Origin of the sequence: Collinsella sp. An268 (genome assembly GCF_002159765.1) — a bacterium.
Taxonomy (GTDB): Bacteria; Actinomycetota; Coriobacteriia; order Coriobacteriales; family Coriobacteriaceae; genus Coprousia.
Genome location: NZ_NFJH01000010.1, coordinates 56,366 through 67,951, shown reverse-complemented (window position 1 = coordinate 67,951; position 11,586 = coordinate 56,366). Strand labels below are relative to the sequence as shown.

Annotated in this window: 10 protein-coding genes and 1 tRNA gene; 7 read left to right on the top strand and 4 right to left on the bottom strand. The window is 67.9% G+C overall.

The window, feature by feature from the left end:
• Nucleotides 1-3 precede the first annotated feature (3 nt).
• The 3 genes from B5F70_RS08500 to B5F70_RS08485 form a co-directional block, all read right to left on the bottom strand.
• Nucleotides 4-303, bottom strand: coding sequence for a DUF6110 family protein (locus B5F70_RS08500; RefSeq protein ID WP_206383534.1), 300 nt, complete (start codon nucleotides 301-303; stop codon nucleotides 4-6).
• Between the two features lie 212 nt (nucleotides 304-515).
• The gene (locus B5F70_RS08495; protein WP_087205141.1) at nucleotides 516-761 is read right to left on the bottom strand and encodes a hypothetical protein; all 246 of its coding nucleotides are present in this window, start codon (nucleotides 759-761) and stop codon (nucleotides 516-518) included.
• Nucleotides 762-1,265: 504 nt separating this feature from the next.
• Complete coding sequence (locus B5F70_RS08485) at nucleotides 1,266-2,297, bottom strand: AraC family transcriptional regulator (protein ID WP_087205139.1); 1,032 nt, start codon at nucleotides 2,295-2,297, stop codon at nucleotides 1,266-1,268.
• Between the two features lie 169 nt (nucleotides 2,298-2,466).
• Here B5F70_RS08485 and B5F70_RS08480 point away from each other — a divergent pair, with 169 nt between their 5' ends.
• From B5F70_RS08480 to B5F70_RS08465, 3 genes are all read left to right on the top strand, one after another.
• A complete protein-coding gene (locus B5F70_RS08480) occupies nucleotides 2,467-2,691 on the top strand; it encodes a FeoA domain-containing protein (RefSeq protein WP_019128997.1) in 225 nt (74 codons plus the stop codon).
• Nucleotides 2,688-4,625, top strand: a complete 1,938-nt coding sequence (locus tag B5F70_RS08475; protein ID WP_087205138.1) for a ferrous iron transporter B — start codon at nucleotides 2,688-2,690, stop codon at nucleotides 4,623-4,625. Before B5F70_RS08480 ends, B5F70_RS08475 begins: the two co-directional genes overlap by 4 nt.
• Nucleotides 4,626-4,891: 266 nt before the next feature.
• Complete coding sequence (locus B5F70_RS08465) at nucleotides 4,892-5,263, top strand: metal-dependent transcriptional regulator (protein ID WP_087205136.1); 372 nt, start codon at nucleotides 4,892-4,894, stop codon at nucleotides 5,261-5,263.
• Between the two features lie 371 nt (nucleotides 5,264-5,634).
• Here the strand turns inward: B5F70_RS08465 and B5F70_RS08455 are convergent, their stop codons facing one another.
• A complete protein-coding gene (locus B5F70_RS08455) occupies nucleotides 5,635-6,633 on the bottom strand; it encodes an AraC family transcriptional regulator (RefSeq protein WP_087205134.1) in 999 nt (332 codons plus the stop codon).
• Nucleotides 6,634-6,739: 106 nt separating this feature from the next.
• On the opposite strand from B5F70_RS08455, the gene B5F70_RS10790 reads away from it, so the two are divergent.
• The 4 genes from B5F70_RS10790 to B5F70_RS08440 all read left to right on the top strand — a co-directional run bounded on the left by B5F70_RS10790 (nucleotide 6,740) and on the right by B5F70_RS08440 (nucleotide 11,462).
• Nucleotides 6,740-8,593 carry an ABC transporter ATP-binding protein gene (locus tag B5F70_RS10790; RefSeq protein ID WP_206383533.1) on the top strand — a complete coding sequence of 618 codons (1,854 nt, stop codon included), beginning with the start codon at nucleotides 6,740-6,742 and terminating at the stop codon, nucleotides 8,591-8,593.
• On the top strand, nucleotides 8,594-10,375 hold the full coding sequence (locus B5F70_RS10785; protein WP_206383532.1) for an ABC transporter ATP-binding protein: 1,782 nt from the start codon (nucleotides 8,594-8,596) through the stop codon (nucleotides 10,373-10,375). It begins immediately after the preceding gene.
• A 597-nt stretch (nucleotides 10,376-10,972) separates the two neighbouring features.
• Nucleotides 10,973-11,284 carry a tyrosine-type recombinase/integrase gene (locus tag B5F70_RS08445; protein WP_087205133.1) on the top strand — a complete coding sequence of 104 codons (312 nt, stop codon included), beginning with the start codon at nucleotides 10,973-10,975 and terminating at the stop codon, nucleotides 11,282-11,284.
• 103 nt (nucleotides 11,285-11,387) lie between these two features.
• Nucleotides 11,388-11,462: transfer RNA gene (locus B5F70_RS08440), tRNA-Gly, on the top strand.
• The last annotated feature ends 124 nt before the right edge of the window (nucleotides 11,463-11,586 follow it).

The window sequence follows — 11,586 nt, the reverse complement described above, 5'->3', positions numbered from 1 at the left end:
CGCCTACGCCTTAGCGGGGACGGTCTCTGCGGCGGTATCCGACGCGCCGTCTTCCTCGTCCTCGACGCCGTAGACGCTTTCATTGAGATACGCGGCTTCGGCGACGATGTCGTCCATCTCGGCTCGCGCGCGTTCGACGGTATCTTCACAGGCCTGCTTCGCGCGCAGCCCAGCCGCGACGGCTTCGACGTAGACGCGTTTCGCCCCGTCGCTCGTAAGCACCCTGGCGCCAACAGACCCGATCAGTACGCCGGCACCCAGAAGCAGACCGTGCGTCCCCTTGAGAAAGCCCAGAGCACTCATGCGAAACTCCTCTCTGCGCACAACAGTACGCCTTGGTAAACAATTACAAGTTAACTGTAGCTCACTCTGAGGAGGGGAGTGGTGTGATTTGCGAATTGGGAAGAACTTGCTGTCAAGAATTCGAAAGAATGCGGCGGCTGGTCGCGTCCATCCCCGATAAGCGATCCACAGACGATCGTGGCGGTCTACATATAGTGTAGGTCCGGTGGTGATTAGGCGAGCAGGCAGATGAGCATCGCGGTGAACATGATCGTGAACACGAGGTTGCTCCACCCGCCGAAGAGAATGCACCGCGCTGGTTGTGGCACGCGCATCCACACGAGACCTAAAAAGTTCGTCACGATGGGCGTGAAGACGACAAACCAGGCCGGGAAGACAGTTTGCCCCAGCGTGATGGCGGCGGCGAGCAGGATAGACCCGGCGTACATAGGAGTCGTCGCCAGCCGCATGATGAGCATAATGTTGGCGGATACCTCCTCGTAGAGGTCCTCATGCTCCGCTTTAGCGATGATGGAGAGATAGGCGTACTGCGCGTGGTAGGCGCCGCCGCAGATGAGCGCGAAGGTAAGGAGCGCTGCCGCAAGCCAGACGAGCCAGGCGAGGTCGCCGCGTCAACCTGACCGGAGTCGGACCCGGGGTTCGCCCTCATGAGGCGCTGCCGGACGGACGAGCTCGTCGCGGCGCTGTCCCGGGTGCCGAAAGTCCAGCTTCGCCGCCTACTCATGCATACCGTCGTGCGCCTCCCGGTCAGGGAGATCGCCCGTCGCGAGGGCTGCTCCGAGCGGGCGGTGAAGTACAGCCTTGCGCGCGCACGGAGGCGGATGAGGGCCTTGTTGACCGACGGGGATTGAAGGTCGCTCAAGCCCGTTCGGCCCCTGCCCGAACGGGCTTGAGTATCCCGGGGTCAAAAATGATTCGGCTCGGTGACCATGCCGCCGGCAAGCCGCCGCGCGTCAGCGTTCCTAGAACTCCCCCTTGACTTCGTGAACGAACTCCCTCTCGCCGAATCGACGCCGCCTCCACTCGCTCGGCGCGGTTCCGTATTCCCTCTTGAACGCGGAGGAGAACTTGCTCGGGTTCGCGTAGCCGACGCGCACGGCGGCTTCGGCGACGCGCGTTCCGCTGGCAAGCAGGGCGGCGGCGACCTCCATGCGCCGCTTGCGGAGGTACCCCGCGACGGTGCTCCCATATGCCCGCGAGAAGTACTGGTTGAGTGTCGTCGCGCTCACACCGAACGCCGACGCTAGCACGCGGGCGTCGTGGGCGCAGTCGAGAGAACCCTCGAGCTCGTCGTGCACGGCGGCAACGATGCGCATCTGGGCGCGTGTGAGGATGAAGCGGGGTCTGGCGCAGGAGAGGTCGCGACGTTGGAGGCCAAGCAGCAAGCCGAGAACCTCGTAGGTGGCCAGAGCCCTGTCGGGTGCTTCGACGAGGGCGGCGATGCGTCTCATATGCCCGTTGAGCTCGCCGTCGCCGCTGAGCACGGCGGCGCTGCCCGCCTGTCGCGCGATGGCCTCGACGGCATCCTCGTCATCGAGCAGCGAGAAAAGCGGCGATCGAGCGATACGCGTGTTCACGAACACCTCGACGCCCCGGTAGCGTCCCGAGGGGTACCGGAACTCGGCGGGGCGCTCCTGCGAGCAGCTGATGCACACCTCGCCGGCCGAGACCGTCGCCAGACCCCCGCTTGGGACGTCGACCTCGCAGCGGCCCTCGTGGCACAGGTTTATCGTCAGCCATTTGCCCCGCGAGAACGCGGGGAGGGGGACGGACGGGGCCTCTGGGACGTTGGGGCACCGCTCGCACGCGAAGTCGACGTTGGCGACGAACAGGTCGCGCGACAGGGATCGGCCTCGCATGCACCCGCTCCCGACCGGGTGCGACAGTACCAGCTCGTAGACGCCGTCGGCGTCTTGGACGAGCTCGACGCCGGAGGCGACGCGCAGGCGCGTCCCCCGGTTGCTCTCCGTATCGGTGAAGGGTGCGTTTCCCATAGGCTATCTTCCGTTCGCGCAGTCCAGCCCCATTCGTCTCAAAAGTTTATTTTATCTAACTTGATGAGATTTGGAGCTGAACCTACATCGCGGAGTTGAGGGGGCATGCGTTCCAGGCTTACTTTGGTGGCCGCGGGCGTCATGCCCGTTTAAGGAAAGGAGCGATTCCATGAGACTATGCGATGTGGCGACGGGGCTTTCTGCCCGTATCGCATCCGTATCCGGCGACGACCGGTTCGTCTCGCGCGTCACGGCCATCGGGCTGACGGAGGGATGCGCCGTCGAGGTCCTGCAAAACGTCAAGAACCGGCCCGTGCTCGTGCACGTGCGCGACAGCGACGTGGCGCTCGATCGCGGCGACTGCATGCGCATCGAGGTGGAGGTGGTCGCATGAGCTGCGAGAGATGTGCGGCTTCCTGCCCCGCGGCGGGAGGCGCGAAGGCGCCCGCCGCCCGCAAGGCGGCGGGCGGCGTCACGGTCGCGCTGCTCGGCCAGCCCAACTCGGGCAAGTCGACGCTCTTCAACGGGCTCACGGGGGCGCGCCAGCACGTGGGCAACTGGCCCGGCAAGACCGTGGAGCGGAAGGAGGGGACGTTCGAGCGCGGCGGCACGGCGTTCCAGGTCGTCGACCTCCCCGGCTCGTACGGGCTCGCGGCCAACTCGCCCGAAGAGGAGGTGACGCGCGACTACCTCGCATCGGGCGCTGCCGACATCGTGCTCGTGATGGCCGACGCGTCGCAGCTCGAGCGCAGCCTCTACATGCTCGCCGACTTCGTTGCGGCGTGCCCGGGGCAGCCGTGCCTGCTCGCCCTCAACCTCATGGACGTCGCCGAGAACCAGGGCAAGCGGATCGACGCCGTCCTTATCGCGCGGCGGCTGGGCGTTCCTGTGGTGCCGCTCGTCGCCTCGCGCCCCGAGGGATACGGCGCGCTGCTTGACGCGCTTGCACGCACGGTGCGCGAGCGTTCCGTCGTGGATGGTGCGCGCCTGCGCGAGGGGATCGCTGCCGCCCCCGACACGATCCAGGGCACGGCCGCAGCGAAGTTCGCCTGGATCGAGGGGCTGCTCGACGGAGCGGTGGAGGCGCCCGCGCGCCTGCACGCGCTTTCGCGCTTCGATCGCGTGGTCACGGGCTCGCGCTGGTCGAAGCCCATCACCATCGGCATGATCTTGCTCGGGTTCATCCTGGCGTTCGTGCCGGCTATTCCCATCATGATGCTCGGCGGCGCCATCTCGTCGCTCGGGCAGGTCGTGGCGGGCGCGCTCGCGCAGGCGGGCGCCCCCGATGTTCTGGGCAGCTTCCTCGCGGGCGTGGTGTTCAACAGTTTGTGCTTCGGCACCATGATGGTGGGCTACGTCTTCGGCATCAACCTCGTGTTCGGCCTCTACGAGGAGGCGGGCTACATGGCGCGCATCTCCTACGTGTTCGACCACACCATGGCGCGCTTCGGGTTGCAGGGCAAGTCGCTCATGCCCTTCCTCATGTGCCTCGGCTGCACGATGGGCGGCGTGTCGGGTTCGCGCGTCATCGACTCGTGGGGCCAGCGCATGCTCACGGTGATGATGGCCTGGGCGATCCCGTGCGGCTCGACCTGGGGCGTGGTCCCGGTGCTCGCCGTGGCGTTCTTCGGCGTGGCCGGCGCGCCGCTCGTGATCGTGGGCATCTTCGCCGTGACGATCCTCATCATGTGGCTCGTGGGCAGGGTGTTCGGCCCGCGCTTGGTGGCGGAGGGCGAGCGTGCGGGCATGGTCATGGAGCTTCCGCCGTACCATCGGCCGCATCTGGGCAACGTCGCGCGCGGCGCCCTGCTCAAGAGCCGACAGATGTTCGTGCGAGCCATCCGGGTCGTCGCCCTCTTCGCCTTCGCGATTTGGGCGCTCACCTACACCGCGACCGGCAGCGTCGAGGGGTCGGTGCTCTACGCGCTCGGTACCGCTATCGAGCCGGTCACGCGCTTCTTCGGCATGGGTTGGCAGACGTTCACCGCGTGGTTGTGCGCCCTCGTGCTCAAGGAGTCCGCGCTCGGGGTGCTCTCGGGGCTCTTCACGGGTGCCGCGACGCCCAACGCCGTGCTCGTGGGCGTCATGACCGGCGCCGCCGCCGCGGCGTCGAACATCGGCGAGGTCATGGCGCAGGCCATCTCGGCTCCCGAGGCGCTCGCGTTCATCTTCGCGTTCACGTTCAACATGCCGTGCGCGGCGAGCGTGTCGGCGACCTGGGGTGAGGTGCACTCGACCAAGTGGACTGTCATCACGGCGCTCTTCTACATCTGCTGCTCTCTGCTATTGGGATGCGTCGTCTACCACGTGAGCGCGCTATGCTTCTAGCGGGCGTCACCCCGCAACCGACGTACGACCCCATATGGTGGAAGTGGCAAACGTAATGAGGGGCGTCGCGGCGGAAGGCGTTGCGGTGCTCGTAATCACCCACGACATGGACCTCGTTGCGGAATGCTGCGACCGTGCCCTTGTCTTAGAAGAGGGGCACGTCAGGTTCGAGGGGCTGCTGGACGAGGAGGTTCTCTGCGATGCCGTTGCCTATCTGAAGCTGTCTCACGAGTGCCCTGCCCCTGTTTGTGAGAGGAGCCGATCCATTGCTCCATGAGTCGGGAGAGGACTACCTCGAGGCCATCCTCGTGATCCGCCGCCTGCGCGGGTCGTGCAGAAACGTGGACATCGCCGGGCGCCTCGGCCGCTCCAAGCCGAGCGTGACGAAGGCGCTCTCGAACCTCGCCGCCGCCGGCCTCGTCCGGATGTCCGGGCACGACGTGCTCCTCACCGAGGAGGGCGAGCGCGCCGCGTCCGCGACGCTCGAGCGGCACCGCTTCTTCAAGCGGCTGCTCGTCGAGTCCGGTGTGGACGCGAAGACCGCCTCGGCGGAGGCCTGCCGCATGGAGCACTGCCTGTCGGAGGACTCGTTCCGCAGGCTCGCCGACCGCCTGGCCCCGGAGACCGGTGCCGCATAGGGTAGCGCGTCTCCCCCTAGCGGCTTTCAGAGCGGCCCCTTTTGCCGGACGACAAGAGGGGCCGCCTTCTTGCGGGCATGGGCGCGCCTCGACGGGAGGGGCCCGTCCGCCGCGTCAACCGAGCCGGAGTCGGAGCCGGGATTCGGTCTCCTGAGCAAGTGCCGGACGGACGAGCTCGCCGCCGCCCTGGCCCAGCTCCCGGCGGTCCAGCTCCGCCGCCTTCTCATGCACGCCATCGCACGCCTCCCGGTCAGAGAGATCGCCCGATGCGAGGGGCGCTCCGAGCGCGCTGTCAAGTACAGCCTCGCGCGCGCAAGGAGGCGGATGGGGGAGCTTATGGATGGGAGCGTCTGACCCTGCCCCTCTCTACGTCAATTCCTGCTGATCGTTTCTGGCTCGACGTTCACGACAGCCATAACGGAGCGGTTCCTGAATTGTTGGGGAGACATCCCGAACGCCTTCGCAAACGCCGCCGAGAAGCTCGTGGGCGAGCGGTAGCCGACCTCTCGCGCCGTCTCGGCAACACCGGCTCCGGACGCCAAGAGCGCCCTCGCCTCCCGCATCCGTCGTTCGGCCAGGAAGGTGCCCCAGGAGCTTCCGGTTGCCTGCTTGAACAGTCTCTTGAACTTGGTGAGGCCCATGCCGGCAACCGAGGCAGCCTCCTCCTGGCTCACGCGTCCGCGCCACCGGGCACTCGCAAACTCCACGGCGGCGAGGATGCCGACACGGTCGCCCCTTTCCCTCGGCAGGCATGCCGTAGCTGTGCCGATGAGCGCGCCGAGCAACATCTTTGCTGCGCCCTCGTAGACGAGCTCCGCGCCCGGCATCGCTGGATTGACGCGTGCGATTTCGTCGAGGGCGGAGAGCGCTCCGGGTGCCCAGCCAACGCTATGGCTCATGTCGGCAAGAAGCGATGAGACCTCGTCGATGGGCCCCCACCCGAGTTCGGAGAACGCATCGCGGAGCGCGCCCTCGAAGTACTCGACCTCCGCGTAGGAGAAGTGCGACCCGGCGGCGACGGGCGTCGTGACCCAACCCTCGCGTGTCTCGATGTAGGCGATCGCCACGGGGTCCGCCGCGCCGGCGCGCCCCTCGCTCGCTGCCGGGCCGCGCACGGTGAGGTAGCGTCGCGTGTCGATGCCGAAGAGCGTGTTCACGAGGATGGTGAAGTCGCAGGTGACCACCGTGAGGCCGTCGCCCGCCCAGGCGCGGTACCAGCCCTCGGCGCGCACGCCGTCGCCCACGAACAGCTCGCCGGCGCCCCGGTCGTCGCCTGCGGGCAGGAGCCCCATGTGCTCGAGCTCCTCCGCCTGGAAGAGCTTCGGCTCTTCGTTTGGTCGCCCGTCTCTCGTGCTGGTCGTTTCCCCCATGCTCGTGCGCCCTTCCTTCCCGCTGCTGCACAATCAATGTAAGTCTAGTCTAACTTGCTGCGCCCACATCGGGCTATCCGTGCGGTCGTGGCGGAAAGGGGGCCTCATGGCCAAGCGAAAGGAGGGCGCGGGCAGGGAGGAGTCCTGGGCCGCCCGCGTCATCGGGTTCACCGGCGGCGGGAGGTGGCTCATCTACCTCTCCATGGCGCTCTCGGCGCTGTCGTCGGTCTGCTCGTTCCTGCCGTTCGTCGCCGTTTACCTCGTGGTGGCGGACGTCATCGCGGTCTACCCGGACTTCTCGGCGCTCGACGCGGCCCGCATGGCGGGCTTCGGCTGGATGGCGGTCGCGGGCGTGGCGGGCAACATCGGGCTCTACCTCGCAGCACTGCTCTGCGCTCACTCGGCCGCGTTCGACGCCGAGTACAACCTGAAGCTCCAGATTGCGGAGCATCTGGCGCGCATGCCGCTCGGCAGGCTCGAGGCGCTCGGCACCGGGCGCGTGGGCAAGGTCATGGACGAGAGCGTCGGGGCCATCGAGGGGTTCTTCGCCCACTCGCTGCCGGACATGGCCGCGGCGTTCGCGGCGCCGGTGGCCATCGTCGTCCTGCTCTTCGTCTTCGACTGGCGCTTCGGGCTCGCGGCGGTCGCGTGCGTGGTCTCGGCGTTCGGCGTCGAGGCGGCGGGCTTCTCCAACAAGGCCATCACGGACAAGATGCAGCGCCACTTGGTCAACCAGGAGCTCATGACGAACGCCACCGTGGAGTACGTGCGCGGCATGCCCGTGGTCAAGGCGTTCGGCCAGACGGCCGAGTCGTTCGGCCGCCTCTCCGAGGCGGTGCGCGCCTACACGGACCTCGCCCTCGACGTCGCCCTCTTCTGGCAGAGCCTCATGCCGGCGTTCACCGCGATCATCAACAACGCCTACCTGTTCGTCCTGCCGGTGGGCATCGCGCTCGGCGCGGGCCTCTCGGGCGCCGACTTCCGGGCCTTCGCGCTCGACTTCATCTTCTACCTGCTGTTCGTGCCGTCCATCGCTGGCGCGCTCAACAAGATGATGTACATCTCCGAGGACAGCATGATCATCTCCTCGCAGCTCGCGCGCATCGACGAGGTTCTGGGCGTCCCGGCGCTGCCCGCGCCGGCGCCGGGCCGGGCGCTCGCGCCGGAGCGCTTCGACGTCGAGCTCGACCATGTGTCGTTCTCCTACGAGGCGGGCGGCGGGGAGGGAGCCCCGCTCGCACTCGACGACGTGAGCCTCGCCGTCCCCGAGGGCACCACCTGCGCCATCGTCGGGCCGTCCGGGGCGGGCAAGTCCACCATCGCGAGCCTCGTGGCGCGCTTCTGGGACGTCTCGGCCGGCGCGGTGCGCATCGGGGGCGTCGACGTGCGCGACATGGAGCCCGACGCCCTTATGGGCTGTGTGAGCCTCGTCTTCCAGGACGTGCACCTCTTCCGGACGAGCATGCTCGAGAACATCCGCATGGCGCGGCCGGGCGCCACGCGCGAGGAGGTCGTCGAGGCGGCCCGCGCCGCGCAGGCCGACGCATTCATCCGCGCGTTGCCGCAGGGCTACGACACCGTCTACGGCGGCGAGGGCGTGCACCTCTCCGGCGGCGAGGCGCAGCGCGTCTCCATCGCCCGCGCCATCCTCGCCGACCGCCCCGTCGTGGTGCTCGACGAGGCGACGGCGTTCTCGGACCCGGAGAACGAGCACCTCATCCAGAAGGCGTTCGAGCGCCTCATGGCCGGCAAGACCGTGATCATGATCGCGCACCGGCTCTCCACCGTGGTCGGCGCGGACCAGATCGCGGTCGTGGACGGCGGGCGCGTGGTGGAGCGCGGCCGGCACGGCGAGCTCCTCGCCGCCGACGGCGCATACGCGCGCATGTGGGCGCGCTACACGCAGGCCCTCTCGTGGGGCATCGGCTCGGACGCGCCGAACGGAAAGGAGATGGTCTAGATGGCCTTCTCGAACAAGATCCCGCGCCTGCAGAGGGCGCTCGCCCTCACCGACCGGGGCTACCGCAGCCTCAAGGGCGCCATCGCGGCGTGCACGCTCACCAACCTCGCGCTCATGGTGCCGTTCGCCATCACGGTCATGGTGTTCGGCGTGGTGCTCATGCGGCTCACGGGGCAGCAGGTGGACTGGCAGGCGCTCTGGGGGCTCTTCGCTGCGGGCGTCCTCGGGCTCCTCGCGGTCTTCCTCTGCGCGCGCAACGACTACCGGCGCACCTACGTGACGGCGTACCGCGAGACCGAGGCCACGCGCATGGGCCTCGCCGAGCACCTGCGCCGACTCCCCATGGGCTTCTTCAACCAGCGGGACCTCTCCGAGCTCACCGAGAACCTCATGGGCGACGTCTCGAGCCGCGAGTCGCTCATGTCGAGCACCATCCCGCAGCTCGCGGCAAGCTGCGCCTCCACGGCGGTCGTGTGCGCGATGCTCGCGCTCTTCGAGTGGCGGCTCGCGCTCTGCGTGTTCGCGACGCTGCCGGCGGCGCTCCTCATCGTGCTCGCCGCCCGCGGGCACGAGCGACGCCTCTTCGAGCGGCAGACCGGCGCGCGCCTCGAGGCGACCGCCCGCCTCATGGACTACGTCGAGGGCATCCGCGACATCCGCGCGTGCCGGCAGGTGGGCGCGCAGTCGGCGCCGATGCGCGCGGCGCTCGGCGCCCTGCGCGACATCGCGATGAGGGTCGAGCTCGCGGTGGACGTGTGCGTGTCGGCCGCCACCACGGTGCTCCAGGCGGGCGTCGGGCTCACGGTCTTCGTGGGTACGACCCTGCTCACGGGCGGCGAGGTCGACTTCGTCACGCTGCTCATGTTCCTGCTCATCGCCTCGCGCGTCTACGGCCCCATCACCTCGATCCTCTCGCAGCTGCCGAACCTGCTGCAGCTCTCGGGGCGTACGGCGCGCCTCAGGGCTCTCGCCGACGAGCCGGCCGCCGCGGGCACGGGCGACGCGTCCGGCCTGGGCGCGAAGCCCGTCGAGCTGCGCGACGTCCGCTTCTCGTACGGCGCGGGCGGCGGCGAGGTCCTGCGCGGGGTCTCCTTCCGCATGGAGCCGGGCACCGTCACGGCGCTCGTCGGCCCCTCCGGCTCGGGCAAGTCGACCGTGGCGAAGCTCGTCGCGCGCTTCTTCAGCCCGAGCTCCGGTTCCATCTCGGCGGGAGGGGCCGACCTCGCGTCGCTCGACGAGGAGTCATGGCTCAAGAACGTGTCCGTGGTCTTCCAGGACGTGACGCTCTTCGACGACACGGTGATGGAGAACATCCGCATGGGCCGCGCTGGCGCTACCGACGAGGAGGTGCGCGCGGCGGCGCGCGCCGCCCACTGCGAGGAGTTCGTCGAGCGGATGCCGGAGGGCTGGGCCACGCGTCTCGGCGAGAACGGGGCGCGCCTCTCGGGCGGCGAGCGGCAGCGCATCTCCATCGCCCGCGCGCTCCTCAAGAACGCGCCGATCGTGCTCCTGGACGAGGCCACGAGCTCGCTCGATCCCGAGAACGAGACGCTCGTGCAGGACGCGGTGAGCCGCCTCTGCGCCGGCAAGACCGTGCTCGTGATCGCGCATCGCCTCCGCACCGTTTCAGGCGCCGACCAGATTATCGTGCTCGACGGCGGCTGCGTGGCGGAGCGGGGCACACACGCCGACCTCATGGAGGCGGGCGGGCTCTACGCCCGCCTTGTCCGCATTCAGACCGAGAGCCTCGGCTGGAGCGTCGGAGATGCGGCCCGCGCATAGCCTCTCCCGCGACTCGCGGCCGATGAGCTGATGAGAAGGTGGCGTTGCCGTTGCGTCCCGTTGCGTTCGCTTGTGTCGGACTTACCTGATTAAGGCCAATCTGCTGAGAAAGCGGTGTTGGTAGGCTTTCCCTGAGCGGCCCCTTTTGTCCGTAAGGCAAGAGGGGCCGCCTTCAGTCCCTCCGCGAGGTGCTGAACGATGCGGTCGACCGTGGAGTCATCGATCGAAACGTTGCCAAGTCTCGGTTCCTCTCGAAGAACTTCAGGAAGGGCCGCCCGCTCATAGACCCTCTTTCGGAGGAGGAGGCTGCCCGTTTTCTCGCCGAGGTCAAGGTGCTCCCCTGTGCTCCTTCAAGGTCGAGGCGCTGCTCCTTTTCTCGAGCGGCATGAGGCCGGAGGAGATGCTGGCCGTGCGTCCAAGCGGCCTCTCCCTCCGTGGAGCGCCTTCGGCGCGCATCACCGGTGCCGTGCGGCGCGACAGCAACGAGGTCGAGGAGTACGCCAAGACGAGCACCTCGCGCCGGACCGTCCGCTCGACTGCTACACCGCCGATATCATCGACGAGTGGCTCGAACTGAAGCGAAGGAGGTTGAGGAAGATGGGCATCAGGTCGGTCGACGGCCTGCCCGGCGTGGCGGAGCTCGACGCGATCAAGCCATACAGCTCCTTCATCAACGAGTGGCACAGGTTCATCGAAAGCACCGGGTTCGAGGGTACGAGGCCGTACGCGCTTCGGCACACCTTCGCCACCCTCAACCTTGCGTACGGGGAGAACATCAAGACAATCTCGGTCATCCTCGGGCATGCGACCCCGTCGTACACCCTCGACCTCTATGTCGGGTACATGCCGTCGACGAGCGCGGAGCTGTCAAACCGCTACATGGGCAGGGTCGGGATGGACGCGGCATGAGCCGATTTCGTGCGGATCGTGGCCGTTTCCGGGACGATGGCTTGTCCCGCGAAAACGGGTGCGGTACACTATCCGCTACGCCGGTTAGCCGGCAGCACCATGTGCGGGCATCGCCAAGTGGTAAGGCATCAGCTTCCCAAGCTGACACTCGCGGGTTCGAGTCCCGTTGCCCGCTCCATCACATGCAGACGCCGGTCCTCATGCGGGGCCGGCGTTTCTCGTATGGCGCCTGCGGTAATGGCGCGTATACGGTCGCCATCGCTTATGTCTGTCCGTCGACCACGCTGCACGTGTACCCCGGT

Coding starts and splice junctions, on each gene's coding strand:
- B5F70_RS08500 (WP_206383534.1), bottom strand. CDS start 303: ATGAGTGCTCTGGGCTTTCTCAAGGGGACGCACGGTCTGCTTCTGGGT.
- B5F70_RS08495 (WP_087205141.1), bottom strand. CDS start 761: ATGCTCATCATGCGGCTGGCGACGACTCCTATGTACGCCGGGTCTATC.
- B5F70_RS08485 (WP_087205139.1), bottom strand. CDS start 2,297: ATGGGAAACGCACCCTTCACCGATACGGAGAGCAACCGGGGGACGCGC.
- B5F70_RS08480 (WP_019128997.1), top strand. CDS start 2,467: ATGAGACTATGCGATGTGGCGACGGGGCTTTCTGCCCGTATCGCATCC.
- B5F70_RS08475 (WP_087205138.1), top strand. CDS start 2,688: ATGAGCTGCGAGAGATGTGCGGCTTCCTGCCCCGCGGCGGGAGGCGCG.
- B5F70_RS08455 (WP_087205134.1), bottom strand. CDS start 6,633: ATGGGGGAAACGACCAGCACGAGAGACGGGCGACCAAACGAAGAGCCG.
- B5F70_RS10790 (WP_206383533.1), top strand. CDS start 6,740: ATGGCCAAGCGAAAGGAGGGCGCGGGCAGGGAGGAGTCCTGGGCCGCC.
- B5F70_RS10785 (WP_206383532.1), top strand. CDS start 8,594: ATGGCCTTCTCGAACAAGATCCCGCGCCTGCAGAGGGCGCTCGCCCTC.
- B5F70_RS08445 (WP_087205133.1), top strand. CDS start 10,973: ATGGGCATCAGGTCGGTCGACGGCCTGCCCGGCGTGGCGGAGCTCGAC.